General features: G+C 49.2%; 22 protein-coding genes. 6 read left to right on the forward strand and 16 right to left on the reverse strand.

What is annotated here, in order from left to right:
• Nucleotides 1–72: 72 nt before the first annotated feature.
• The 7 genes from KJS52_RS19185 to KJS52_RS19215 all read right to left on the reverse strand — a co-directional run bounded on the left by KJS52_RS19185 (nt 73) and on the right by KJS52_RS19215 (nt 7,856).
• Nucleotides 73–2,934: a glycosyl hydrolase 115 family protein gene (locus tag KJS52_RS19185; protein ID WP_213518416.1), complete on the reverse strand. Its 2,862-nt coding sequence runs from the start codon at nt 2,932–2,934 to the stop codon at nt 73–75.
• Nucleotides 2,935–3,121: 187 nt separating this feature from the next.
• Nucleotides 3,122–3,961: a MetQ/NlpA family ABC transporter substrate-binding protein gene (locus tag KJS52_RS19190; RefSeq protein WP_213518423.1), complete on the reverse strand. Its 840-nt coding sequence runs from the start codon at nt 3,959–3,961 to the stop codon at nt 3,122–3,124.
• Between the two features lie 19 nt (nt 3,962–3,980).
• The gene (locus tag KJS52_RS19195) at nt 3,981–4,643 is read right to left on the reverse strand and encodes a methionine ABC transporter permease (protein WP_213518881.1); all 663 of its coding nucleotides are present in this window, start codon (nt 4,641–4,643) and stop codon (nt 3,981–3,983) included.
• Nucleotides 4,643–5,383 (reverse strand): methionine ABC transporter ATP-binding protein, encoded by a 741-nt coding sequence (locus tag KJS52_RS19200; protein WP_213518425.1) that lies wholly within the window; start codon nt 5,381–5,383, stop codon nt 4,643–4,645. The genes KJS52_RS19195 and KJS52_RS19200 overlap by 1 nt, the downstream gene beginning before the upstream one ends.
• A complete protein-coding gene (locus KJS52_RS19205; protein WP_213518426.1) occupies nt 5,380–5,928 on the reverse strand; it encodes a DUF1697 domain-containing protein in 549 nt (182 codons plus the stop codon). Before KJS52_RS19205 ends, KJS52_RS19200 begins: the two co-directional genes overlap by 4 nt.
• Before the next feature lie 133 nt (nt 5,929–6,061).
• A complete protein-coding gene (fabF, locus tag KJS52_RS19210) occupies nt 6,062–7,288 on the reverse strand; it encodes a beta-ketoacyl-ACP synthase II (protein WP_213518428.1) in 1,227 nt (408 codons plus the stop codon).
• Nucleotide 7,289: 1 nt separating this feature from the next.
• The gene (locus KJS52_RS19215) at nt 7,290–7,856 is read right to left on the reverse strand and encodes a TetR/AcrR family transcriptional regulator (protein ID WP_213518430.1); all 567 of its coding nucleotides are present in this window, start codon (nt 7,854–7,856) and stop codon (nt 7,290–7,292) included.
• Nucleotides 7,857–8,068: 212 nt separating this feature from the next.
• Here KJS52_RS19215 and KJS52_RS19220 point away from each other — a divergent pair, with 212 nt between their 5' ends.
• From KJS52_RS19220 to KJS52_RS19235, 4 genes are read left to right on the forward strand one after another with little or no spacing between them, the layout of a single operon-like run.
• On the forward strand, nt 8,069–8,671 hold the full coding sequence (locus KJS52_RS19220) for a glycosyltransferase family 2 protein (protein WP_213518432.1): 603 nt from the start codon (nt 8,069–8,071) through the stop codon (nt 8,669–8,671).
• Between the two features lie 28 nt (nt 8,672–8,699).
• Nucleotides 8,700–9,299: a glycosyltransferase family 2 protein gene (locus tag KJS52_RS19225; protein WP_213518434.1), complete on the forward strand. Its 600-nt coding sequence runs from the start codon at nt 8,700–8,702 to the stop codon at nt 9,297–9,299.
• A 52-nt stretch (nt 9,300–9,351) separates the two neighbouring features.
• A complete protein-coding gene (locus KJS52_RS19230) occupies nt 9,352–10,380 on the forward strand; it encodes a polysaccharide biosynthesis protein (RefSeq protein WP_213518436.1) in 1,029 nt (342 codons plus the stop codon).
• The gene (locus KJS52_RS19235) at nt 10,377–11,237 is read left to right on the forward strand and encodes an SDR family oxidoreductase (protein ID WP_213518437.1); all 861 of its coding nucleotides are present in this window, start codon (nt 10,377–10,379) and stop codon (nt 11,235–11,237) included. Before KJS52_RS19230 ends, KJS52_RS19235 begins: the two co-directional genes overlap by 4 nt.
• A 63-nt stretch (nt 11,238–11,300) precedes the next feature.
• On the opposite strand, the gene KJS52_RS19240 is transcribed toward KJS52_RS19235, so the two are convergent.
• Nucleotides 11,301–11,582 (reverse strand): hypothetical protein, encoded by a 282-nt coding sequence (locus KJS52_RS19240; protein ID WP_213518439.1) that lies wholly within the window; start codon nt 11,580–11,582, stop codon nt 11,301–11,303.
• Nucleotides 11,583–11,733: 151 nt separating this feature from the next.
• Between KJS52_RS19240 and KJS52_RS19245 the strand changes: the two genes are divergently transcribed.
• A complete protein-coding gene (locus tag KJS52_RS19245) occupies nt 11,734–12,102 on the forward strand; it encodes a hypothetical protein (RefSeq protein WP_213518441.1) in 369 nt (122 codons plus the stop codon).
• Between the two features lie 13 nt (nt 12,103–12,115).
• On the opposite strand, the gene KJS52_RS19250 is transcribed toward KJS52_RS19245, so the two are convergent.
• Entirely contained in the window at nt 12,116–14,863 is a 2,748-nt protein-coding gene (locus KJS52_RS19250; RefSeq protein ID WP_213518449.1) for a glycoside hydrolase family 2 protein, read from the reverse strand.
• A gap of 146 nt (nt 14,864–15,009) precedes the next feature.
• On the opposite strand from KJS52_RS19250, the gene KJS52_RS19255 reads away from it, so the two are divergent.
• Complete coding sequence (locus tag KJS52_RS19255) at nt 15,010–15,951, forward strand: ArsR/SmtB family transcription factor (protein WP_213518451.1); 942 nt, start codon at nt 15,010–15,012, stop codon at nt 15,949–15,951.
• 93 nt (nt 15,952–16,044) lie between these two features.
• On the opposite strand, the gene KJS52_RS19260 is transcribed toward KJS52_RS19255, so the two are convergent.
• The 7 genes from KJS52_RS19260 to KJS52_RS19290 all read right to left on the reverse strand — a co-directional run bounded on the left by KJS52_RS19260 (nt 16,045) and on the right by KJS52_RS19290 (nt 25,740).
• Nucleotides 16,045–17,661, reverse strand: a complete 1,617-nt coding sequence (locus KJS52_RS19260; RefSeq protein WP_213518453.1) for a response regulator — start codon at nt 17,659–17,661, stop codon at nt 16,045–16,047.
• A 24-nt stretch (nt 17,662–17,685) separates the two neighbouring features.
• Complete coding sequence (locus tag KJS52_RS19265; protein WP_213518455.1) at nt 17,686–19,482, reverse strand: cache domain-containing sensor histidine kinase; 1,797 nt, start codon at nt 19,480–19,482, stop codon at nt 17,686–17,688.
• Nucleotides 19,483–19,486: 4 nt separating this feature from the next.
• Nucleotides 19,487–20,788 (reverse strand): ABC transporter substrate-binding protein, encoded by a 1,302-nt coding sequence (locus KJS52_RS19270; RefSeq protein WP_213518457.1) that lies wholly within the window; start codon nt 20,786–20,788, stop codon nt 19,487–19,489.
• Between the two features lie 68 nt (nt 20,789–20,856).
• Complete coding sequence (locus KJS52_RS19275) at nt 20,857–22,593, reverse strand: family 43 glycosylhydrolase (protein ID WP_246563757.1); 1,737 nt, start codon at nt 22,591–22,593, stop codon at nt 20,857–20,859.
• Nucleotides 22,594–22,626: 33 nt separating this feature from the next.
• Nucleotides 22,627–23,460, reverse strand: coding sequence for a carbohydrate ABC transporter permease (locus KJS52_RS19280; RefSeq protein WP_213518459.1), 834 nt, complete (start codon nt 23,458–23,460; stop codon nt 22,627–22,629).
• Nucleotide 23,461: 1 nt separating this feature from the next.
• Nucleotides 23,462–24,358, reverse strand: coding sequence for a carbohydrate ABC transporter permease (locus KJS52_RS19285; protein ID WP_246563759.1), 897 nt, complete (start codon nt 24,356–24,358; stop codon nt 23,462–23,464).
• 83 nt (nt 24,359–24,441) lie between these two features.
• Nucleotides 24,442–25,740 (reverse strand): ABC transporter substrate-binding protein, encoded by a 1,299-nt coding sequence (locus KJS52_RS19290; protein ID WP_213518461.1) that lies wholly within the window; start codon nt 25,738–25,740, stop codon nt 24,442–24,444.
• Between the last annotated feature and the right edge of the window lie 54 nt (nt 25,741–25,794).

The following is a 25,794-nucleotide window of genomic DNA, read 5'->3' on the forward strand; positions in this document are numbered from 1 at the left end:
GTCTTAATGGGCGGAATGCACTGTAATTGAAGCAGTGTTCCGCCCATTCACGTTACCCGGATTCTCTAGCCCTTACTGACGGTAGCTTTCCAACGGTCCAAAGAAAGAGTAGGCAAGCGGCTTACGCGACAGCACCAGCCTTTGCAGCGCCAAGCCCGCTTCAAGCTGGTAAATGCGCAGCGTATGCGCTCCCTTGCCCAAATGATGCACGGTTGTTGTCTGATGCGCATTGTTTAATACGCCCTGCTCCCAATCCTTTGATTCTCCAGCAGTAAAGCGGTCGCTCAATGCAGCCGTTATTACAGGCTCGGATTGATCAAAGGCAACTGCATAGCGCAAGCGGCTGCTTCTCGTCAGCGGGTTTGAAGGAGCAATGTACAAAGTCAGCTCATAATCTGCTTCCTCCGTTGTATACAACAAATATTCAATATAAGGCGCCTGCCCAGGCTCTGCAAAATTTGCGGTAGATGGGAACAGCTTGAGCGTAGACAAGGCCTTGCCATAATGTTCAAGCACTTCCCAGCTTGTACCGTCTGTGCTGACTCGCTTATGCGTATGCTCCGCTTCAATTGCAATAATGCCGTCAGCTTCAATGAATGCTCCATCCGGCAACGCAGAGGTATCAATATACTCAGCGGCAAGCTGGATATCGATCCGCTGCCCGGCACCGATTAGCGTCACTACGCCGCTGTCACTGTGCGAAAGCCGCTTCCAATCCACTGTTACCGTAATTTCTGCTCCCTGTTCAATCAGTCCAGAGGAAGGCTGGCAGACCAGCCAGTTTGCATCCGTTACGATTTCAAATTGGAACGGAACGTCCCCTCCGTTGCTAACCGTCAGCTTGCGCGTTTGAGGCTGCAGCTGATTAATGTGCGGTAGCGTGGCTGCTCCGGAAATTATGCCTTCCGCGCTTCCCTCTGCGTGCACAATCATAAGCGACTTGCCTGCTAGTAGCGCTGCCGACTTAACTTGCGGATACTGCCAGCCGTCGGCATTCCAGTTTACGTAGCCAATATGAGGCGAAGACATCATGCCGCGCCACTTGCCTCCAGCAATTTCATGATTATAAAAATGCTCGAGTGCCTGATCGCGCTCAATCGTTGCTTCCACCAGCTTGGCATAGTGATTGGCCAGCTGGCTATGATAAGGCGCTTGACTTAACCAATGGTTGTAGCCCGCATAAATGTTCATCTTCTTCACATTAGCTGATGCAGCAGCCGGGAAATAGACAAGCTGGTCATACGCGTCCTTATGCTGATCAGCGATTCGCAATCTGCATTCCTCGGCCCGCTGCTCCAGCTCTATAGCTTGCTGCAGCACGCGCTCCGCTTCTTTAAATTGCGTAATGCTGTACGTATCCGGGTAGGTGACCTCCGGCTTGCGCGCGCCATTCATCCGTGTATAATCAGCGAGAATTTGCGCAATGTCTGCTACCGTTTGCGAATCGGTTGTATGAGCAAACTGCTGCGCCGTCCATTTTTGCAAAAATTGCTGCGTGCGATTCAGCTTGCCTGTTCCCCAGCCTTCAAAATCATAAGCCAGCTCCATGAAATAAGACAACGGCAGCTCATTCGGCTTTAAGTCGCCAACATTGACTATCCATATGTCGCGAATACCGTAATCATAAGCCATCGTCATCTGCTCCCACACCTTTTCAAGCGGAGTCGTATTTACCCACTCGTAGGAGCGTGGACCGCCGTGATAATCAAAATGATAGTAAATGCCCCAGCCAGCACAGCGAGCCCGATCCTCCTCCAGCGGCAGCGTGCGCATATTACCAAAATTATCATCCGACAGCATAATCGTCACATCGTTCAGCACATCCCAATGCTTCAGGCCTGCCACCTGCTCATTGCCATGCCAAAACTTTTCTACCTCTTTATATACGACCAGCATTTGCGGCGCATCCGCCAAGCCATGCTTCTGCAAAATTTGCTTCTGTGTCAGGATAACATCCTTAAGGCGATCAATGTTCTTTTCCAGCGTTCCGCCCAGCTCGGAATCACGCTCGCCTCGCATGCCAAGCGTAATAATGCTTTCCAGCGACTTGTTGCGAATAACGCCGTCCTCCCAAAACCGTGTAATCGCTTCACGATTGACATCAAAATCCCATTCGTTGCTATCCGAGTAGCGCTTATAAGTCTTTTGCCACTCCTCGCCGGCACGAAACAGCGGCTCATGATGCGAGGTGCCCATCACGATGCCGTATGCATCAGCCAGCTCGGCATTAGCAAGCGGATAGCTTTGTCCATCCTCGCTAAACACAGCACTCCACATCGCAGGCCATAAATAGTTGCCATTCAACCGCAAAATCAATTCAAAAATCGGCTTATACATATGCTCATTGAAGCCGCCGCAATGATTCATCGCCCACGATCCAAGCGAAGGCCACTCATCATTGAGGAAAAAGCCTCTATATTTAATAGACGGCTGCTTCGACACATAGCTTAGCTCGCTCAGCGGAATTTGCAGCTGCTCAGTCTGAGCAGGCTTGACATCGCCCCAGTATACCCATGGGCTGACGCCTATTAACCCCGACAGATGGTAAATGCCGTAAAAGGTGCCGCGCTTATCTGCGCCAGCAATAACAATCGCCCGTCCTATATTGGCAAAGGGCTGTTCAATTACTTCGATCAGAAATGTTTCCCGCTTGCGCTCCCATGCCGCCAGCTTGCCCTGCGCGGCAAGCTGATCAATAAGACGGCTGCTGCCTGCCGTCCCTACAATAATCGCATATTCGCTGGCAAGCGAATGATCCGTCACAATGACTGGCTTGCTGCCGCTTACCAATTCAACATCGCCTGCAAAGGATTGCGCAACCAGCTTCAGCCCTTTCGCATCTGCTCCGCTATCATCCATATAAACAGGAGTAGCCTTGCCATTGCTGACAAGCGTAAAATGTGTATGCTGCTGTTCATTTCGTCCAGTATTCATCCTGTATGTCCTCCATACCAAGTAATTTTGCTTACGCTCTGGAGACTTGATTGCAATAAAGCTGGCCCTTCAAGCTGCCATACTTCAGCATTATAGCGGCTTTCTGCAAAATGTAACCATAGAGGATTAAAGGATTATTTGTAATAATTAAAGATGTTTTGCGAAAATGCTGATTACAGCTTTATACCTAGAATGCTGGAATCGCTGTTTCATCATAATTGTCTTGCAAAAACTGTCGTACTGGCTCACTCGTCATCGCTTTAGCCAGCTTCTGAATCGGCTCGGAATCTACATTATCCTTGCGGGCAACAAGCGTAATTGCGAAATCATTTTCCACGCCTTCAGTTAAAAGCGCGTCATGCTTAGGCGTTAAGCCAAGCGGAGCAGCATAGGCAGGCGTCATCACGACAGCATCCGCATCATCATACATCCGCGCCAGCATGAGCAGATCGATTTCCTCAAATTTATAGTTTTTAGGATTTTCTATTATATCGCCCTGAGTATAGAAGCTTCCTGTTTTCTCCTTCAGCGTTATAACGCCGTGCTGCGCCAACAGTGATAAAGAGCGATCAACGTTGGAAACATCGTTAGCAATCGCAATAACAGCTCCTTCAGGCAGCTCGTCCATCGAGGAATAGTTTTTCGCATAGACCCCATAATTGGCAAAGTAGATCGGCACAACCGACACTAGCTCAGCATCATTGTTGCGGTTGAATTCCTCCATATACGGAACATGCTGAAAGAAGTTGGCATCGACCTCATTGGCCGCAAGCGCAGTATTCGGCTGCACATTATCGCTCAGCACTACGAGCTCCAGCTCGATTCCTTCCTTAGCCAACTCAGGCTTGACCAGCTCCAAAATTTCCGTCATTGGCGGTATTAAAGATGCTACCTTCAACGTAACCGGTTGATTGTTAGCCGAACCCGCTCCATTTTGATTTTGAGATTGATTACTTTCCTTGTCAGCTTGTCCACAAGCTGTTAAAACAACTACACATAGCAGTATGGTATACAGTATTTTTTTCATGCTGTCCTCTCTCCGATCTCTATCTTTTATCTATCTTTCTGGCAACGGTTGTGCCAACAAATTGAAGCAGCTGCACAATAATCACCATAATGATCATAACATAAAGCATCAAATCAGTCTTAAATTGCTGGTAGCCATAGCGAATCGCAAAATCTCCGATACCGCCGCCTCCGACAATGCCCATCACTGTTGAATACGAAATAAAGCTAACCGTCGAGGTCGTAAGCCCAAACACAAGGCCCGAACGCGCCTCTACATAAAGGAATTTGAAAATAACATCCTTTACGGAAGCCCCCATCGCAACGGCTGCCTCCAATACGCCCCTGGGCACATCCAGCATCGACTGCTCAGCCAGCCGAGAATAATGCGCGATCGCGATAATCGCAAGCGGAACGGTAGCAGCTGCAGTGCCAATTGCTGTGCCGATAAGCAATCTGGTGAACGGGATTAAAAAGACAACAAGCAATAAAAAGGGAATTGAGCGAACGATATTGACTAGCGTGTCGAGTATGGAATAGACCCACTTGTTTTCCAGCAAGCTTCCTTTTCTGCACAGAAAAAGAAAGGTTCCAATCGGCAAACCGATCAATACGGCTGCCACGACCGAGACCCCCACCATAACGAACGTTTCTCCCAAGGCTTCTACGATTTCGGACTGATATTGCCGCAATACATCAGGTATCATCCGCCCCCCTCCCCCTTCAGCTGCTCCACAAAGCTTTGAGGGCTTTTTTCCAAATGCTGAACGCCTTGCGGCTCAATCGCCAGCGTATCGTAAATCTCGCCTTCTGCCATAACGGAAACGCGATTGCAGATGCTTTTGATCACTTCCATCTCATGACTGACGATGACAATGGTTACACCCAGCTCTTTATTGATCTTATCTAGCACACTTAATATTTCCGCCGTCGTGCTCGCATCAAGCGAGGAGGTCGGCTCGTCGCATAATAAAACCTGCGGACTGCTTGCTAACGCCCTGGCAATTGCGATCCGCTGCTTTTGCCCGCCGCTTAGCTGCGCCGGATATTTATCTGCTGCATGTCCAAGTCCAACAAAATCAAGGCACTCCATAACACGCGCTTTTCGCTCATGACGAGGAAAATCAACTAGCTGCAATGGAATAAGCACATTTTGATATGCGGTTTTATTGGCTAGCAAATTAAACTGCTGAAAAATCATCCCGATTGCTTTTCGCGCCTGACGAAGCTCAGCCTGGCTTAAGCTCGTTAGCAGCTGGCCATTTACTTCAACCTCGCCCGAATCGGGTGTGTCCAATATGTTCATAAGCCGCAGCAAAGTCGATTTTCCCGCTCCACTGGCGCCAATAATGCCGTAAATTTCGCTGCTATTGATCGTTAACGATACCGACTTGATTGCCTGAAATTGTGCAAAGCTTTTGCTAACATTGGTAAGTTTAATCATTTGCTAGCCGCTTGCTGCATCAGCTCGTAAATTTTACGAGTAGTGTTAATGTTGCGGATCGTCATTTTCTTGTAGAGCTCCGTTCCGATAATTTTGCTTAGCCCGCTTTTCGTAACGTTTTCTTTCGCGATAGACCATACAATCGCACCCTTTACATAGCGCACGGTATCAATTTCAGGCTTAATGGTCAGCTGCTCCAAGGTTGCTTCATGATCGACCTCTTCCCAAAGAAACATCACATCGCATTTCATGAATGCATCATTGGTCCAGTGATCAGGAATATCCTTCATCATCGCCGCGTATTGCTCGATACTGCGAATGACCACTTTAATTTGCAGTCGAAAATCGTTGGCAATCGATTGCTCCAATAAATGGACCAGTTCATGCTGTGACAGCCCGTCCTGTTCAAATATAACATTGCCGGTATTAATATAGGTGACGACGTTGTTCATTCCGGCTTGTTCAAAGCTTTCCTTCAGCTGCTTCATATCGACTTTATTATTTCCGCCTACATTAATTCCTCGCAGTAATGCCACATAAATCATTAAAGCGTCCCCCCTTTATTACAGTATAAGCGATAACCAACCCAACCAAAACAGTTCTGCTCTGTTCGTTAAGCTAGCATGCGAAAAACGGCCAACTCGTTATACTGTACATATGCGCGTTTTGAGTGGAGCGCTAGACCCGTTTAAACAAAATTGAGGCGTTATGTCCGCCAAAGCCAAACCCATTAGATATGGCATAGCTTACATCGCTGTCAATCGCTTGATTCGGCACATAGTCCAGATCACATTCCTCATCCTCCGCCGTTAAATTAATGGTCGGAGGTATTTTTCCTGTTTGCATAGCTTTCAACGTAATAATAGCTTCTATGCCGCCGGCTGCACCAAACAAATGGCCTGTCATCGACTTGGTCGCACTGACTTTTACACGATAAGCATCTGTATGGAACACAGCTTTAATTGCTTTTGTTTCAGACTTATCGCCTTCTGCCGTGCCCGTTGCGTGCGCATTAATATAGTCGATCTGAGCAGGCAATATCCCCGCCATATCAAGCGCAAGCTTCATTGCTTTCGCTGCTCCGTTATAATCAGGACTTGTAATATGAAACGCATCTGTAGTTGCACCGTATCCTACGATCTCACCAAGTATGTGCGCCCCGCGTTGCTGGGCATGCTCCATTTCCTCCAGCAGCAAAATTCCCGCGCCTTCCGACATTACAAAGCCATCTCTCCTCTTATCGAATGGTCGGCTCGCTTGCTGCGGATGCTCATTGTGAGTGGACATAGCCTTCATATTGCTAAAACCAGAAAATGCAAATTCATTTATCGAGGCTTCAGCCCCGCCAGCTATCACTGCATCAGTATATCCGTGCTTTATGCTTAAAAATCCTTCGCCAATTGCTTGGTTCGACGTTGCGCAAGCGGCTACGGGAGAAAAGCTGGGTCCTTTGAAGCCTGTTTTAATCGCGATAATCCCCGCCGCCATGTTGCTGATCATCATCGGCACCATGAACGGAGAAACTCTTTTGCTTCCTTTACTTATAAATTGTTCATGATTTTTCAGTATTGTACCTATACCGCCAATTCCTGAACCTACATAAATACCAACTCTATCCTTTGCAAAGCTGGTTTCTTCTATATTTGCCATATCCAGAGCTTGCTTGGCTGCAGCGTAAGCATACTGCACGAACAAGTCATATTTGTTAAGCTCTTTTACATCAAAGTAATCTGAAGCATTAAAATGCTCTACTGTGCCTGCAATTTGCGAAGGGAGCGCTGCGAAAGCCGGGTCACTGAGCCTTTTAATTCCGCTCTTTCCGTTCAACACATTATTCCACAAGCTTTCAGCATCATTGCCTGACGGAGATATAACACCATATCCTGTAACTACAACTCTTCTCATATTAGTTTTCCACCTTGTCTTCCAAAAAAGTATAGAACTGCTTTTTTACCGCAGCCACCGTCTCCGCAAATAGCGCTTCCCCAACAATTCTGCGATACTGTAATGCTCCTTTTATGCTCATCAGAGTTGACACGACTAGTTCATCGTGTTTACTGGCTGGTGCATATTCTTTTACTAAATCGCCCAGCAGTTCAATTTCATACAAGCTAAGATGCTTAATTTTCGCTTTAAGCTGCTCTGACAAATTTTCGTAATCTGACTGCAAGCTTAATATCGGACATATTTCATCCGTCGCTATTGTATTTACTCTACTTTCTATAAAAGACCACGGATGTCCCTTACCTTCTTTAATAGCATGCAGGCATTGCTCAAAGCTCATAAAAAGCTTCTTTTCTATTAACTCGCAAACTGCAATTCCGAGATCATCCTTCTTCTCAAAATGATAGTGTACAGCAGCCTTGGTCATCTGCATCTCTCTGGCAATATCCGCATAACTAAAAGATGAAAAGCTGCGGCATCTAATTAAACGTAGAGCATAATTTATAATTTCCTCTCTCTTGGCAGCCACGTACTCACCTTCCACATCTAATTACTTACTAGTAGGTAAGTTAGTGCTTATTAAACCATATGGCAAATAAAAAATCAACCATTCCATGCCTCTCTAAAAAACTTTATAGACAGACTTCAATCTTTTCGAACACCTGCCTGACTCTCCGCATATAGTATTCATGAATGTATTTCGGTTTTCGGATATACAACGAAAAGAAATGAGGGATCGATTTGAAATTCAGCTTTTTAAGCCCTGCCTACAACAGCGCTGAGTGGATCATTACTATGCTGGACAGCATCCCGAAGGAATACGCCTATGAAATTATTGTTTGCGAAGACGGATCAACGGACCAAACGTTGGAGTTGTTGCGCAACTATCAAAAAAGCTGTCCGCAGTTGAACATATTAGAAAACGAAACGAATAGAGGGGCAAGTTATTCCTATAATCGCTGTATTGCTGAAGCAAGCGGCGATTACATTGGCATAATTGACAGCGATGATATGTATTTGCCGACAATCCGCGATGTTTTGCGGCAAATTGACGGCACTTATGATATTTATTACTACAACATGCTTACTAAGGATGGCCAGCAATTTGTTATTAATGAGCAAAACCGCTATGGCTGGTGCGGTCAATTCAAAATTATAAGAAGAAGCAAGATTGGCCCGGCCGTCTTTACGTTAAGAAGCGATATGGCTGGCGATTGCGATTTTAACCGCATGCTTTTAAGTCAAAATCCTTCACGCATATATACTGGCATTTTCGCGTACTGGTACAACTATCCACGCGAAAATTCCGAGTACGATTTATTTCGCCGCGGTCTGAAGTCGTAAGCTGACCAGGCAGAAAGGTGTTGAATTTATGAAAATCAGCTTCTTGTCACCAGCCTACAACAGCGCAGACTGGATCAAAACGATGCTCGATAGTATACCAAGAGAATATGCTTATGAAATTATCGTCTGCAACGACGCGTCGACGGATGAGACTGAAAGCATTTTACTCGATTATCAACAGCACTGTCCGCAATTAAAAATTATTAAAAATGAAACCAATATTGGTGCCAGCAAATCCTATAATCGACTGATTGAAGAAGCGACAGGAGATTATATCGCAATTATAGACAGCGATGATTGTTATTTGCCGTCAATAAGAGATGTGCTGGCTCAAGTCAATGGCGACTTTGACATCTACTACTACAACATGATGACAAGGGAAGGAGCAGTACTGAGAAAGCAGCCATCGGATGGATATCTTTGGCCCGGCCAATTCAAAATTATCCGCAGAAGCTTTATTGGCGATGCCCGGTTTGTCACCAGAAAAGAATACGCCGGGGACTGGGATTTTAATAGCGCATTAATTAACAAACGACCTGTTTGCAAATTTACCGATATTATCGCCTACTGGTACAACTACCCTAGAGTGAATTCGGAATCGGATTTGCATCAGCGTGGACTAAAGTAGCGCTCTGTAAAATAGTGCTCAACTATTAGAATGACGGAAAGGTGCCCAATCTATGTTTGAACATAAAACATTGCTCATTACAGGAGGAACGGGGTCGTTTGGCAACGCGGTGCTGAAGCGATTTCTGCAATCCAATTTGCAAGAAATCCGCATCTTTTCCCGCGATGAGAAGAAGCAGGATGATATGCGAAAGCTGTACAAAAATGAAAAGCTAAAATTTTATATAGGCGATGTGCGAGACATGAGCAGCCTGCAGCATGCCGTGACCGGGGTTGACTATATTTTTCATGCGGCGGCGCTCAAGCAGGTGCCTTCCTGCGAGTTCTATCCTTTAGAAGCGGTAAAAACGAATGTGCTGGGCACAGACAATGTACTGACTGCTGCGATTAATGCCGGCGTGCGCAAAGTTATTTGCCTGTCCACGGACAAAGCGGCCTACCCGGTTAATGCAATGGGGATTTCCAAAGCGATGATGGAAAAAACGTTTATCGCCAAATCGCGTATGGTCAGCGCTGATCAGACTCTCATTTGCGGTACGAGATACGGCAATGTGATGGCTTCACGCGGCTCGGTCATTCCGCTCTTCGTCGAGCAGATCAAAAGCGGCAGGCCGCTTACGATTACCGATACGAATATGACTCGCTTTATTATGAGCCTCGATGAAGCGGTGGAATTGGTGCTATATGCGTTCCAGCATGCCGAAAACGGCGACATTATGGTGCAAAAGTCTCCCGCCTCCTATATTGGAGACTTGGCGCAGGCTCTAAAGGAGCTGTTCGATGTCGATAATGAAATTCAAATGATCGGCACACGGCACGGTGAAAAAATATATGAGGTGCTGCTAACTAAGGAAGAAGCGGCAAAAGCGATTGATATGGGCAATTTTTATCGCGTTCCCGCTGACAACCGCGATTTGAACTATGACAAATATTTGGATCAAGGCTCGCCAAAAATTTCGTTAACCGAGGAGTACAATTCCAACAACACTCGAATTCTTAATGTCGAGGAAATTAAAGCGAAGCTTATCAAGCTTCCATTTATTCAAGAAGAGCTGCGGCTGTGGAAAGGAGGAGCTATATGAAGCTACTTGTCCTCGGCGCAAGCGGTATGGCTGGTCATACGATTGCTTTGTACTTTTTGGAAAAGGGCCATAGCGTGACGTCCTTTACGCGCGGGCGATTTCCGATTGGCAGCAATGTACGCGGTGATATAGCGGATCAAGCTCAGCTTAAGAAGCTGTTAACTGAGGAGCAATTCGATGCTGTCATTAATTGTGTCGGCATGCTGAACAGCGCTTGTGACCGTGAGCCTGCAAAGGCAGTTTATGCAAACAGCTATTTTCCGCATATGCTGGCCGAGCTGCTGCAGTCATCCAAGGCTCAGCTCATTCATATGAGCACCGATTGCGTATTTTCGGGTCAGTCCAGTCCTTATCATGAAAGCAGCTTTCCAGACGGAACGACCTTATACGACCGCAGCAAAGCGCTTGGAGAGCTTAACAACGAGCATAGCTTAACGTTTCGCAACTCGATCATTGGACCGGATATGAAGCCTGACGGCATCGGCTTGTTTAACTGGTTTATGAAGCAAAGCGGTACGATTTACGGCTATACCGGGGCAATCTGGACAGGAGTAACGACGCTGACACTGGCCAAGGCGATGGAGCAAGCGATCACAGAGCGTCTAACTGGTCTATACCATCTCGTTTATCCGCAAAGCATTAGCAAGTTCGAGCTGCTAAAGCTGTTCAACAAGCATTTTAAACGCAACAGTCTGATGATCCTGCCATCCAACGCTGTGCAGGCCGATAAAACGTTAATTAATCAACGAAATGATTTTGGCTTCATAGTGCCAGACTATGAGAAGATGATTGTGGAAATGAAAAGCTGGATTATGCAGCATCCTGCTTTGTATCCGCATTATGCTGTTTTAAACTGAAGGGTGTAAAAAACATACGGCAAGTCTATTCCTGAAACAGAAAAGACTTGCCGCTCGTACATACTATTGCTGATCCTCGATAAATGTTTGCGTTTGCTGCAGCTGCTGCTTCATAAGCTCAAGCTGCTCTTGATTTTGCTGCACCATATCCATATGCTCCTCGAACTGAATCGCATTTTCCAGTGCTTGCTCTGCGTGGGTAAGAGATTGCTGCGCCTGCTCCACTAATTGCTCGTCTGGATGCGACATCGCTTGTTTCACTGCACGATTTGCTCTTTGCACCGCATTTCCTAACAGGCTGACTGGATGATCCTGCTTCCAGCTTGTATCCGAATGCTTAGACATACGCATTTCCTCCTTATCATTTCCATTACAGGTTCCGCCATTAGTGTGAGAACATAATTGCAAAAGTATGCAAACAATCAATACAGCACAAAGCCGGAGGAATGTGTTTGTTCGTGTTGAATATATTGTAAGTGAAAAGGAGGCGAACGTAATGAATGCCTGGATTTGGATTGCGATTGCTGTAGTGTTTATTCTAGTCTTGCTCGTTGGAATAATAGCTTCTAAAATGAGTTCGTTTGATAAAAGCAACTATATGGAGGATGAGCACGGCAATATTGTGCTGCTCGATACTTCAGCTATGCGGGCAGGCTCTTCCTCTGCGTATGACAGCACCATTCAAATGGAGCTGCGCGGCCACAAGCTGTCTAATGGCGAAAGCTGGAACGATGCATGGCTGCGTACCATTTCCTCGATCCGCCAAAACACCCAGAATCCCGAGTGGTACATTCAATACATTATTGAGCAGCGTCGTAAAGCCGGGCTGCCCGAGCTTGAAGGACTTGAGCTCGACAAGAAGTAATAATCTGCGTTTTTTATTGATAGTGCAGCAGCAGGTCCAACGGATAGCGGCCAGCATTGCGGCCGTACAGTGCAAGACCTCCTTGCTTCGCTCTCAGCTCGACGCGGCAAACTCTTGCTGCATCCAGCTTGGCGACTACTCGCCCAGGCAAAACGACTCGGCATAGATAGCCGTAGGAGCCCGCATCCTCCAAACGATTTGCAGCCTGCTGATAATGCCAGGATAAGGCACCGCGGCTGTCTGCCGGATCATCTGGCAGCACGATGCTGTCTATCATTTCACCGTCAACCCATACCTCAACTCGCGACTCATGCTTCTCTTCATCCGTCATATAATACGTATTTGGATTCAGCTCAACCTGTGCGTCGGCACCGTGCATCATGCTAATGTCATGATGCAGCAGCTTTGCGCCTTGCGCATCGCGGGCAAGCACGCGCTTGGCGCTCGCTTCAAACAACAGCTCGGCACGGCTAATAAACGGCTGCTCCTTGCGGTCCGGCAGCTGCAGCTCGTATGCAAAGCCCCCTGTTCCAGCGCCATTTTGCTTCGCCTCGCTGAGCGAAGACCAGGCCAGCTCGAATGAACAGGAGCTAAAGTCGGCTATCGGCTTGCTTATAAATTGCCCTGCTGCCTCATAAGCGCCATGCTGCTTGCCGCTTCGCACATCGAAAACAATAAAGTTGCGCGTCACGACTTCATGCTGCTCAGCCACGAGCTTTACAGTGAGTACAGCTGCTGCATCGACTGCAGGCATCGTCAATGCTAATGCTGGAAGCGAGAACGTGCCGTAGCCGCTCCAACGCACAGGCTGCTCGCCTGACTGGGCAATGACGCGCGTGCCCAACTGGTCATGCCACAGCTCCCAGCATAGGGTCAGCGTTTGACCATGATAGCGATCCGAGAAGCTGGAGCCGATTAGCGAAATCGTTTTTTGGCTGCCGGCAGCTACTGTTTCACTTGGCGGCGCATCGATTACGACAAAATCCGCAGCGTGCAAATCGGCCAGTGTCATTCCCGGCACATACGCATCATAGCCAAAATCTTTGTCTGTTCCGTCAAGCCGATAATAGCCGTTAAATTCATTGGTTACATCGCGGAATTCAGTAAAGACGAAGCCGCACAGCTTCTCGTGCTTGCGGAACTCGTTCATCATGTAGCGATAATGCCAGGCCAAGTCGCTGTCTCCAGCACCGCCTTCAATTCCCCATACATTGCCGCATTCGCTGTTCATCAGCGGCGCATCGCTCTGCACATGCTCGCCTATATAGTTAAAGGACGAGCCCGTATACGTTTTGTCTACAACCTCCTGCACATGGTTGCGAACCTGCTCATAGCCATTTATATAAAAATGCCAAGTATTCAAATCTGTTTCAACATGGTCCCAATTGCAAGGCGAGTTGTCCTCCACCAGTCTGGTAGGATCAACGGACTTGGCCCAGCGGTACATAGCACGCACCCATTGCTGCGTTTCAGGCAAATAGCTTTGCTTCGCCTCTCCTCCGCTAGTCAGGCTGTTAGCCATGCCGTTAGTGAATAAGCCCCATGTTTCATTGAACATGACCCATGAAAAAATAGAAGGATGATTCCAGTCGCGCTGAATAACCTCCCAGGCTTCGCGCTCATAGCTGGAGCGTGCACGTTCATCGGGCTCCCCCCAAAAGCACGGCATATCCTCCATTACTAGAATGCCAAGCTTATCGGCCCAATACAGCTTGCGCGGTTCCTCTGGCTTAATATGAATTCTGACAAAGTTCAAGCCGAGTCGCTTCAAAAGAAAAATTTCCTGGCGCATTTCCTCATCGCTCGGATACGTAAAATATCCCGTAGGATGATACGACTGATCAAGCGCGCCATTCAAATAAACCGGCTTGCCATTCAACGTAATCCAGCGGTAGCCGCGATCGCCAAAAGCGGCCGAGCCAATTTCTCGAATGCCGAAATAGGTTTGCACGACATCCTGCCCGAAGCTGCCTGACAAGACAAGCTCGCCTTCATAAAGCTCCGGCTGCTCGGGACTCCACAGCCTTGGTTGATTAACGGTAAAGCTTTCTGTCCATTGATTGAGACCAGCTGTTAATTGCACCTCGCGCTCAACAAGCACATTTCCTTCGTCGAATTTGAAGCTCAGTCTTGCCGGGCCTGCCTGCTTCGCTTCTACCTCCAGCGCAACCGTTACCTCTCCGCTTAAAGCGGTTTCGAATTTGGCATTGCGAATAAATGCGGCAGGTCTTGCTTCCAGCCAAACCGGCTGCCAAATGCCGCGTATCTCGCCGTAGCCCTGCTTGCCTCGCGCCTGCCAGGCATGGTCCTCATCAACAGCTTTCACAACAATGGTGTTGCTGCCTGCTGTATTCCAATGCTCGGTTGCTTCCAGCTCAAAGCTGCCATAGCCGCCACTATGTGAGCCAAGCAGCTGCTCATTCAGCCAAACGCTGCATTCATAATCGACAGCTCCAAAGCGTAAAAAGATGCGCGCATCGGAGGTTTGCGGCTGCCAGTCTGTTGTTCGTTTATACCAGCCAGTGCCTGCGACGTTCTCGCCAATGCCCGATAATGGGCTGGCCCAAGAAAAAGGTACTGTAATTTCTCGATCATAGTGAGCTGGCTCCTGTGAGCTAATCTGATGTTCCGCTTCACCGGACAGCAGCGCAAATTGCCATTGTCCGTTCAAATTTTGCCAGTCTGTACGCTGCCAATCAGGACGCGGGTATTCGGGTCTTGGAATGCTGATTGTCTGCTCTGTCGCAGTTTTAATCTGCATCGGATCACTACCTTTCTACTGAATTTGAAATCATCATATCATCTATATTATATAATTACAATATACATTATGAATTTACAATATAACTCCTCAACATGTACAATGTAGGTAATAAACTGCTATTTCAAAGAGAATGAGGGTCAGCTATGAATGAAATTCCAAAGCAAGAGGTTATTCGGTTTCCTGCCTCGCGCATTATCGACGTAGCCAAAGCTTTGTCTGGCGATGTGCGCATACGTATTTTGGAAGCGCTTGGCGATCAGCCGATGAGTGTAGGTCAGCTTGCGGAGGCGCTCGGTGTCGCACAGCCAACTGTCTCGATCAATGTGCAAATGCTGGAGCAAGCAGAGCTGGTCAGCTCAACACTTGGCGCAAACCGCGAAAAAATATGCTCCGTTAACTGCAGGCAAATTTTGCTCGATCTGCCGACTCGCCCTGGCGACGGCTTGCACCGCATTGAAACGATAGAAATGCCAATTGGACTTTATGCCGATTGCTCCGTGCAGCCAACCTGCGGCATGGCAGCAGCAGACGGCAGCTTGATCGGCTCCGCCGATGATCCGCGCGCCTTCTTCATGCCTGAGCGCATCGAGGCTCAGCTGCTATGGTTTTCCAATGACGGCTGGGTTGAATACTTGTTTGCCAATCCGCTGCCGCCGGGCGCTGAGCTGGCTGAGCTGCGCATTAGCGCCGAGCTTTGCTCGGAAGCCCCTTCCTTTCGCATGAACTGGCTGTCGGATATTACACTGTCCATTAACGGTCATTCCATCGGAACCTGGACAAGTCCGGCAGATTATGGCGATCGCAAGGGCAAGCTGACACCAGAACGCTGGCGCAGCGGCAGCGAGTACGGCCAGCTTATCGAATGGCACATCAGCTCGAGCGGCAGCTTTATTGGCGGCAAGCGCAGTACCGATACGACGCTGGCTCAGCTCGGTCTTTCGTTCAATGAGCCAATTGCCGTTCGCTTTGCCGTCCTGCCTGATGCGATCAATTGCAACGGAATGAATTTGTTCGGCAGCAGCTTCGGCGATCATCCGCAATCGATCAAGCTGAGCTTCGTGCGCCAGGCTCAAGATGAAGAATGAGCGATGAGAGCAGCCAGCACAAATAGACTTGCCTTCAGTTGGAGGGCAGGTCTATTTGATCCTTCTCTTGTTTCATAAGATAGCTTGCTTGCGCTAGCTCTTATGCTGCTGGCGTATTCGCTCGCGATATTTCTTCGGCGTCACGCCGGTTTCATTTTTAAATACGCGATTAAAGTGACGAATATTGGAGAAGCCGGTGGATTCAGCTAATCTCGCAATTTTCTCATCTGTCGAAGCAAGACGCTGCTTGGCATCGGCAATTCGCAGCTCTGTCATATATTCTATAAATGTTTTGCCTAGCCGCTGCTTGAACAATGTACTGAAATAAGCAGCATTCAAATACACTCTGTCCGCGATGTCGGTTAACGTAATAGGCTCCACATAATGCCGCTTCAAATATCGCAGCGCCGTTGAGATTGGATCGTTCTCCAGCTGCTTGCTGCCAGCCGCGATAACCGCAGTCAGGCTGCCAAACAGCTGGCGGCACTGCTCAGTCAGCTCGGCGCGCGAGCTGATCGAGCAAATTTCAATGAGCAAGCCGCGAATGTCTCGCCCGCCAAGCCAAGCCTTGGCGATTCCCAAATCCTCGGACAATTCATAGTAATGGATTAACAGCTTGCAAATTTGCTGATGCACCTGCTCTGGCGTATGTGCATGATCGCATAGCTCGGCAACAACCGAATCAACGAGCTCATTAATGCCCTGCAATCTTCCTTCGTTAATCGCTTGCTCGAGTGCTTCCCAAGACCATTTGCGCCGCTCTGACTTAAAGAACTGCTGCTTTACCGCTTGCTCATACGCAAGCACCTTGTCGCCGCCCACCACAAGCCGATACAGCAGCGCGACCTGCGCCTCGCGAAACGCCGAAAGCATCGACTCAAAGCCTTTTACAGGCCTGCCGATGCCGATCGTTACAGTCAGATTGGACAGCGATTTAATTTGCCTGCGCACGGATTCGGCCATCTCCAGCAAGCGCTGCTCGCCATCCTCTGCATTAGGCAAATTAACGAGCGCCGCTACCTCGGAATCAGAAAATACAAAGCTGAAGCCGCTCATCCGCAAGTCGATTATTTCTTGCACGAACTGTTGAATATATAGCTGAAACAAGGACGGATCTGTTTGCCGATAGCGCTCAAGATCCATGGAATCCTTGTCAAGCTTGATGACCATGCAATTGAAGTAAGGCTCCGTCAGCTCAATCCCGATTTGCGCCAGCAAATCGAGATGATGCTGCTGTACACTGCCGCGCATAATACCGGCAACGAGCTGGTCTGCAGCCTGCTGCAGCAGCTCTTGCCCTTCGAGCGAAGCTTCATGCTGCTGCTCAGAGCGTCTGGCTTGCCAATCCCGCTTTAGCCCCTCCAGCACCTGCAGCAGCTCCTCGCGCTCCACCGGCTTCATCAAATAATCGCGCGCCCCGCTGCGCATCGACTGCTGTGCATACGAGAAATCCTCATAGCCGCTAATGACGACGACCTGCAGCTCGGGAAACCGCTCGCGTGCAATTTTCTGCAGCTGCAAGCCATCCATGCGCGGCATGCGAATGTCGGTCAGTACGACATCAGGCCGATGCTTCTCCAAAAGCTCAAGCGCCTCATAGCCATCGCGCGCATCTGCAACGATAGTCCAATCATCGCCAGCGGCAGCGATCATTGCACGCAGGCCTCTGCGAAAAATAGCTTCATCGTCCACAATCATGATCGTTGGCATGCTGCTGCTCTCCCTTCGCCAAATTCATCGTGCTTCGCTATAACGCTGCGCCGGCAGCGTCATCATGACCTTCAGTCCTTGATAGGGCATGCTTTCTATAGTTAGACCGTAGGCTTCGCCGTAGTGCAGCACAATTCTGCGATGAACATTCAACAAACCGTTGCCTGATTGTCCACCGAGCTCCTTGGAATGCTGCATCCGCTCGCGCAGCGCATCAAGCTCCTCCTTGGCAAGTCCGATGCCATCATCCTCCACCGTAATCGTAAGCGTATTTCCTGCAAGCGCTGCGCTTAGCTGAATATTGCCGCTGCCAATGCCTTTGTCGATCCCATGGTTGATCGCATTTTCCACGATTGGCTGAACAATAAGCGGAATGACCAGCAGTCCTAACGCTTCCTCAGGCACCTGCTCCGTGTAATGCATGCGCTCCTCATAGCGGATCTTTTGAATGCTCATATAACCGCGAACATGAACAAGCTCATCACGCAGCGTAACGTTCTCCTTGCGATTGCTCAAGCTGTAGCGCAGCAGCCTCCCCAAATTGTTGGACATCGTTACAATATCGCGATTGTCCGCCACCTCTGCCAGCATACTAATCGAACCGAGCGTGTTATATAAAAAATGAGGGTTGATTTGGCTTTGCAGCGCAGCAATTTGCGCATCCTTTTCGCGTATTTCCGTTTCGTACAGCAAATATCCGAGCTCGCTAAGCTTGGACACCATCATGTTGAAGGAATGTCCAAGCCGACCAACCTCATCGCCGGAATAAACGGGAAATTGCACAAGCAGCTCGCCCTGCTCTACCTTGCGCATTAACCGGCTCAGCTTGCGCAGCGGCAAGGTAATGCGATAGGCGACGATAACGGATACGGCGATTGCCAAGCCGATGCAGACGAGCATCGCCAAGGCGATCGAATTGCGCACTACGAGAGAGTCCTTCATCAGCTCTCTGACCGGCACCGCGCTTATCGTCGTCCAGCCTGTAATCTCCGAGGTAACGTATGCCACCAGCTGCTTGTCACGCTGGTTGCCGCTGCTGTGCAATACGCCTTGGCCGCTTAATGCGCCAAGCTCCAGCACCGGCTGTGCGTCATCGCGTCTTATGACGACCTGACCTTGAGCGTCGGCAATGTACATGACCTCCTGGGCGCTCGTCTCTGCTTGCTGCAGCAGCTTGCGCACGCTGACAGGATCAATATCAATGACAATATAGCCCAATGTTCGCCCTGTATCGAAGCTGCGCAGCTCGCGAGCAATCGAAAATACCTGATAGCTCATGCCGCTCGTTGAGGAAACCTCATGCGTCGTTATAAACGTCGGCTGTCCAAAACGACTGCGAGCCTGCTTGAGCCAATCGGCGCTTTCATCGAGCTTGTAGGTCGTAATATATTGGCTCTCGGGCAGCACAACATACGAGGCTCCCTTCTCTCCATAAAGCGATACGCCCATAATATCGAGACGACCATTAATAAAAATCGACGAGACAAACCGGTTCAGGCTCTCGATTTCCTCAAGCGACAGCGGCTGGCCCGGCTCCCGCTCGGACGATATAAAATCCATAATCTCCTTGTAGGAGTACGGCGTCAGCGTTAATCGATCAAGCTCATTCATATACGTATCTATGTTGAGCGACACTTGCTTAAGCGTTTGCAATTGATAGCTGCCGACATTTTTCTCCATCGCCTTCTGAAAGCTTGCAAACGTATATACCCCCATCGCCGCCAGTGGAACAAGAATGAGCAAGCAATTAATCCAAATTAGCTTGCGCGCCAGCTCCTGATTTTTGAATGCACGCACAGCTTTACGCAGCAGCTTGATCATAGGCTTATTCCTCCAGCGCCGCATCGACCTTCAGCTGTGCATGTCTCAGCGCCTCTTCCGGTGTCTGCTTATCGTAAATCATCCGTTCAAATTCAGCGATCAATATTTCAATCATCGACCATTGCTTGGGATGGCGCGGCCAATATACGACATAGTCAGCAGCGGCTGCATAATCGTTGCGGTACTCCAAACGATTGAACGCCTCGCTTTCGACAACCTTGGTCATGCTTGGCACATGTCCGGCCTGCGCCCATAGCTCGCCGTGCTCCACCATCCACTTGGAAAAGAGCATCGCCGCGCGTCTTTTCTCATCGGTCATATTGTGCTTTTTCGGAATCGCCAACGAATGGGAGTCGCCCCACTGGGCCGGGCGATCATACAGCACCGGCACCGTTATTACCCCAAGCTCAAGCTCGGGCGATTTTTCAAATGCGCCAGTTCCCCACATGCCGAGAAATAAAACTGCCGCCTTGCCGTCATAAAACAGCTTGAACGAATCGTTAATATTCGCTCCGATCAGACCGTCCTTATACAGCTCGTCAATAAAGGCAAGCGCCCGCAGCGCCTGAGGATTGTTGAATGCCGCTTGGCCTTGCTCATTGTAGAAGATGCCGCCGCCTTCCAGCTGATTGTACAGACTCCACCAGAGCCAGACGGAATCGATTCTCGTGCTTGGCATCGCCATCGGTGCAACATCAGCTGGAATTGCTTGGCGAATTTGCTCTAAAAATTGGCGGAAGCCCTGCTCGCCTGGTTCAATTAGCGGCTTTCCTGTCGCTTCATCAAGCACGCCTGCCTGACGCAAATGCTTTTTGTTGTAATACATAACAAGCGCATGCGTATCAAGCGGCACGGCATAGGATTGCCCGTTGTATTCGGTTGACTCGCGAATGTTCGAGTTCAGCTGGCTCAGATCGAGCCCGACCTGCTCGGCAGCGGCAGTGACATCCTCAATATAGCCGTTTTGCACAAACTGCGGCATGCTGGTCGTATGAATGATTGCAATATCAGGCGCGTTGCCCGACAATATGGCTGTGCGCAGACGAGTATAGTAATCATCAAGCCGCGAATTCGTTTGCACGACGACAATCTCGCTTTGCTCCTTATTGAAGCGCTCCACCATTTCGGTCATAAACTGATTGTCGCCGCCGCTAAACGGCGTCCAGTAATCCAATCGCACCACTTCCTTGCGCGGTTCGGGCTCAGGCTGCTCCTCATTCGCCTTCGTGCAGCCGGTCAATGCAGCAGACAGCAGCAGTGCCGCCACTGCTGCCACAATCCATCTCCTCACCATGTCTCGTGCCATTCTGAATGTCCCCCTCGTCAGGATGCTCCTGCCCCTTCGATCTATCAATATCGTTTCTATTACGCCTTCTATCTTAATATATCGATATAGTCAATCGCGAGAGATTCATTGATTTTGTCGAGTACGATTTCATTAACACCTTTGCTGAGCTTCAGTTCAACGACAACAGCTGTAAATTGCTGACGCTCGCCAGGCGGAAAAGCTGCATCGGCCGCATGCTTGCCATTGAGCTTGATCGCAAGCTGCTGCTCGGTCTCCGCACGGTTTGAAGCGGCGATCCGCAGCTTATACTTGCCGCTCTCCGGCACGCTAATGTTAGTGAGCTTTACCACGCCGCTCCCGTCGCTTGCGCCTGACGCAATTCCCCAGCCAGAGGCAAACGGATTGCTTTCCGTCCAGGCTCCCTTTTCGGCTTGCCCGTTCTCCGCTTCATAACGCGTCAGCTCCAACGCTTCAAGCGTCGTGCCTTCTGTTGGGCGAACCGCTATCGTATTCATTCCTGCAGCAAGCGGCAGGCTGGCCCAGACATAGCCTGTTGCATCAGCCTTGACTTCTGGCAGCTCAAGCTGCCCCCATTGCTCGCCGTTTACCTCCAGTGTAAGATGTGCTCCATTGCCGCCGCCACTGTAATGCAGCAGTAGCGGCATTTCGCCTTCTACACTTGCAGGAATGAGATCAAATAACAGCCTGTCGCCCTCCTGCCTGGCATGCTCGGCACGAAATACGCCTTCACCGGATGGAACTGTAATTGCGGTATTTAGCGACAAAGGCTTGCCGAATACGGGCATGCCCTGTTCATCCCAGCTTACCAGCTGCGCTCGAGCCTTGCGATTGCTCCAGCCATCGTGAATGCCGCTTGTGGCATGATACACTATCCAGGTCTCGCTGCCGTCAGGCGAGCTTGTAAAGGAATTATGTCCGGGCCCGTACACCTCGGCCTCCTCATCCATCGTCATTAACGGCTGCTCCAGCTTGGTCCAATGCTCTGGCTTAAGCGGATCACCGCCTGCCTGCAATTCGAGCAGGCCAATGCTGTAAAACGGTGTCCAGCTTCCCGCTCCTGAGTAAGCGATAAACAAGCGGCCATCCCGCTTCAATATAGCCTGCCCCTCCTGAATATAAGGAGGCCCGCCTGCCTGCTCCCAATCAAGCGTTGGCTCGCTAAGCAGTACGCGCGGCCCGCTGATCGTCAATGGATCGCTCATCGGCGCGATGTAGGTGTTTTGGCTAATGTTGACATCGCCTTCCCAGCCAGACCATACGAAGTAAAGCTCGTTCTCATGCTCCATCACAAGCCCGTCAATAGCCCACTTGTCGCTGCCATCATCTATTTTCCCGCGAAATTCGTATTCGCCAAGCGGATCATCGCCGACAGCCTCAAGCGCATACATGCGATGGTTTTCATTAAGCCCATCATCGGCTGCAAAGTAGATGTACCATTTGCCTTGAATATATTGCAGCTCGGGCGCCCATAAATTAGCCGAATACATCGTGCCAAATGGCGGATACCATACCACCTTGTGCTCGGCCTGGCGGAAATCGAGCGTGCGCGACTTCATCACCATAATATCCGCGCCGTTATGGGTAAAGGTCATATAGTAGTAGCCGTCCTGATAGACAACGCTTGGATCGGGCGTATCCATATCAACCAGAGTATTTTTAAATGTGCCGCCATGACCCGCATAGACCGTCATATCGCCATCTCCCCCATCCTGCTTATTGCCGAAGCCGAGCCATACAAGCAGGGCTATAACGGCAAAGGCAGCTCCCAGAGCCGCCAGTAATGTTGCTGTTTTTTTATTCATGCAATTAATCTCCTCTCTCAGCTGCGACTCCTGCTATTTAACCGCTGACTGAGTGATTGCCTTTACAAAGGAACGCTGACCAGCGATAAAAATAATGAGCACCGGCAAGGTCGCAATTGTAGTCATCGCCATTAGCTTGCCGTAAGCCTGCGTGTAGCTGCCCTGCGACATTAATGCAATCCCCGCGGTAATCGTGCGCATTTCTGGCGAGGTTGTCGCATACAGCGGCCATACAAAATCGTTGTAAATGCCCATAAATGTGAAAATGCCGAGCGTAACCATTATCGAAACAGAAGCCGGCAGCAAAATCCGCGTATAAATTTGCCACTTGTTGGCGCCATCGATTCGCGCCGCCTCTTCAATTTCCTTCGGAAACGAAATAAAAAACTGATAGAGCAGAAACACCCCGAAGGCGCCTGCCGTATAGGGCAGCACAAGTGCGGCATACGTATTGATCAGGCCAAGTCCGTTAAATTCCATATACATAGGCAAGAAAGTTAGCACGCCAGGAATCATTAAGGACGCGATAAACATCGAAAACAGTGTTTTGCGGAACGGCATGTCGCTCAAGCGGGCAAGCGCATAGGCGGCCATCGAGCCGATCAACAATACAATCGCCGTTCCAATTATACCGACCGACAAGGAGTTCGTAATCCAGCGCATAATCGGCACATTCATCAGCTCGCCGTTCAAGCCTTGAATATAGTTTTCTAGCGTCGGTTTTTTCGGAATAAAATTCATTTGTCCGGCAAGCGCCTCAAAATCATTTTTCAAGGAGGTCGACAGCATCCAGATTAGCGGCAGCAAAAACAAGGCTGCCAGCAGTACGGCCAGCACAATTAGCATCGCTTGGCGAAATTTGCTCATCTTAGTTCCCCTCCTTGCGACCATAGGTTAGTCGATATTGCACAATCGAAATAATCATAATAATGAACGCCATAATAATCGCCATCGCCGAAGCGGAGCCAACATCCTTGCGAATAAACGCATGATCGAGCACATTCATCAGCAGCACGCGCGTCGTATCGCCAGGACCGCCGCGCGTCAGCAAAAACGGCTGCGCATAAATGTTGAACGAGGCAATCGTCGACGTAATCATAACAAACAGCATGACAGGTCGGATCGAAGGCAATGTAATATGCTTGAACTTGCTCCACACATTGGCGCCATCAATCGAGGCTGCCTCATAGTAATCTTCCGGCACCTCATTCAAGGCATTAATAAAAATAATCATATTAAAGCCAATCGTCCACCAAAGTGTCGTAGCGATTAGCGAAATCCATACCCATGGCGTATCTGTAAGCCAAGGAATCGACTGAATGCCCAGCTTTTGCAGCATGCTGTTCAGCAAGCCTGCATTCGTATCAAACATCATTAGCCAGATAACTGCCATAACGGATGCCGAAATCGCATACGGCATAAAATAAAAGGTGCGGAACAGGCCTCTAATTTTTCGCGGCAATGCATTTACGAGCAAGGCGATGCCGAGTCCTACAAGAATGAGCAGCGGCACTGAGAACAGCACAAATTGAATCGTCACCCACAATCCGCGAAAAAACAGCGAATTTTCGTAGCTGCCAGACGTAAAGATCGCAATATAATGGCTTAGTCCAACGAACGGATGCTCCTGCGACAGCAATTCAAAATCATGCAAGCTGATATAAATGCCGTAGCCAATCGGAAACAGCATAAACGCCGCAAAGCACAGCGTATACGGCAATGCAAACAGAGAGGAGCTTAAACGGGACTTCCAGGTTGTTTTCACACTTATGACCTCCTACAGCTTCATTAGGCTGAAAAAGGGAAGGGCGGAGCGGCTCCGTCCTATCCCTCATCACAATCTAATCTTTATTCAATCGCTTGCTTCGACTTGGCAGCCGCATCATCCATTGCTTGCTGGGCTGGTTTTTTACCCAGCAGTGCGTTGTTCAGCTCACCCCAGATCGGCTCGGAAATGGTCGGCCAGTTCAACACATTTGGCGCGAACTGCACGTAAGAGAAGCTTTCAGCAATTGTGCTTTGCGGCAGTGCTTTAAATTCCTCGCTTTCCAGCATTGGCTTGGCTGCCAGTGCCTGACCGGATTCAGCCCAATCCAATGAATTGGAGGATACATATTTCAGGAAGTCGCCAATGCCCGCCAATACGTTCTCGTCTGTTACGCCTTGCGGAATCGCAAAGTTATGTGAGCCGCCATAAACAGCCTGCTTCGCCTTGCCGATTTGCGGCACCGGCGCAACGCCATAGTTCAGACCTGCTTCATCGTATTGCGATTTCATCCAAGGACCGTTGAATTGAATCGCATTTTTGCCTTGCAGGAATAAGGTGTTTTCTCCATCCTGCTGAACATTGGCAGGAGAGATGCCTTTGTCGATTAGTCCGCGCATCCATTCAACCATTTCCACTGCTTCAGGCGAGTTGTAGGCTACGTCGCTGCCATTCCACAGCTCTCCGCCATTTTGCCAAACGAGAGTCGGGAATATAAACTGCTGCGGCCAAAGTGTCGGTACAACATAGCCGTACACGCCGGCAGCTTGATCCGTTAACTGCTGAGCAGCAGCCTCGAATTCCTCGCGGTTGGTTGGTGGCGCCGTAATGCCTGCTTTGTCAAACAAATCCTTGTTGTAATACATCACCAGCGGATGAATATCAAGCGGAATGCCGTACCATTTGCCGTCAATCGTCGCATAATCAATCGCCGCTTCCACATAATCGCTTTTGCTCAAGCCTGCATTCGCGGCAATATCGTCAATTGCCTGCAGCTGGCCTTTATTTTGATAGGTCGGAATTTGATCAAGATGCATAATGACCAAATCAGGGCGATCCTTGGCGGCGCTAAGCGCTACGTCAAGCTGCTTGTAATATTCGCCGCTTGGCTGAATAACAAATTTGACACTGTATTGATCCTGTGATGCATTGTATCTGTCTACGATTTGCTTCATAAATGGGCCGTCTGCGCCAGAAAACGGAGACCAGAACAAAAACTCGGTTTTTCCTGCTTTGCTGCCGCCTTCAGAGCCTTGACCGCCAGAATTGCCGTCGTTGCCTCCGTTACCGCTATTGCCGCCGCTGTTGCCGCCGCTACAGCCAGCCGCTACCAGCATGATCGCGAGCATTAGCGTAAGCATAGTTGACCATCTTTTCTTCATCGTGATTTCCCCCTCATGGACGTTCGATTGGAAGCCGTATGTTCTTCCTTGCTT

Source organism: Paenibacillus montaniterrae, from assembly GCF_018403185.1.
Classification (GTDB): Bacteria; Bacillota; Bacilli; order Paenibacillales; family Paenibacillaceae; genus Pristimantibacillus; species Pristimantibacillus montaniterrae.

Excerpts from the sequence above, each read along its gene's own strand:
- KJS52_RS19260 (WP_213518453.1), bottom strand. The coding sequence starts at position 17,661 with ATGCCAACGATCATGATTGTGGACGATGAAGCTATTTTTCGCAGAGGC.
- KJS52_RS19230 (WP_213518436.1), top strand. The coding sequence starts at position 9,352 with ATGTTTGAACATAAAACATTGCTCATTACAGGAGGAACGGGGTCGTTT.
- KJS52_RS19280 (WP_213518459.1), bottom strand. The coding sequence starts at position 23,460 with ATGAGCAAATTTCGCCAAGCGATGCTAATTGTGCTGGCCGTACTGCTG.
- KJS52_RS19250 (WP_213518449.1), bottom strand. The coding sequence starts at position 14,863 with ATGCAGATTAAAACTGCGACAGAGCAGACAATCAGCATTCCAAGACCC.
- fabF (WP_213518428.1), bottom strand. The coding sequence starts at position 7,288 with ATGAGAAGAGTTGTAGTTACAGGATATGGTGTTATATCTCCGTCAGGC.
- KJS52_RS19245 (WP_213518441.1), top strand. The coding sequence starts at position 11,734 with ATGAATGCCTGGATTTGGATTGCGATTGCTGTAGTGTTTATTCTAGTC.
- KJS52_RS19270 (WP_213518457.1), bottom strand. The coding sequence starts at position 20,788 with ATGGCACGAGACATGGTGAGGAGATGGATTGTGGCAGCAGTGGCGGCA.
- KJS52_RS19225 (WP_213518434.1), top strand. The coding sequence starts at position 8,700 with ATGAAAATCAGCTTCTTGTCACCAGCCTACAACAGCGCAGACTGGATC.
- KJS52_RS19185 (WP_213518416.1), bottom strand. The coding sequence starts at position 2,934 with ATGAATACTGGACGAAATGAACAGCAGCATACACATTTTACGCTTGTC.
- KJS52_RS19255 (WP_213518451.1), top strand. The coding sequence starts at position 15,010 with ATGAATGAAATTCCAAAGCAAGAGGTTATTCGGTTTCCTGCCTCGCGC.
- KJS52_RS19190 (WP_213518423.1), bottom strand. The coding sequence starts at position 3,961 with ATGAAAAAAATACTGTATACCATACTGCTATGTGTAGTTGTTTTAACA.
- KJS52_RS19275 (WP_246563757.1), bottom strand. The coding sequence starts at position 22,593 with ATGAATAAAAAAACAGCAACATTACTGGCGGCTCTGGGAGCTGCCTTT.
- KJS52_RS19240 (WP_213518439.1), bottom strand. The coding sequence starts at position 11,582 with ATGTCTAAGCATTCGGATACAAGCTGGAAGCAGGATCATCCAGTCAGC.
- KJS52_RS19265 (WP_213518455.1), bottom strand. The coding sequence starts at position 19,482 with ATGATCAAGCTGCTGCGTAAAGCTGTGCGTGCATTCAAAAATCAGGAG.
- KJS52_RS19205 (WP_213518426.1), bottom strand. The coding sequence starts at position 5,928 with ATGATTTATGTGGCATTACTGCGAGGAATTAATGTAGGCGGAAATAAT.
- KJS52_RS19235 (WP_213518437.1), top strand. The coding sequence starts at position 10,377 with ATGAAGCTACTTGTCCTCGGCGCAAGCGGTATGGCTGGTCATACGATT.
- KJS52_RS19200 (WP_213518425.1), bottom strand. The coding sequence starts at position 5,383 with ATGATTAAACTTACCAATGTTAGCAAAAGCTTTGCACAATTTCAGGCA.
- KJS52_RS19290 (WP_213518461.1), bottom strand. The coding sequence starts at position 25,740 with ATGAAGAAAAGATGGTCAACTATGCTTACGCTAATGCTCGCGATCATG.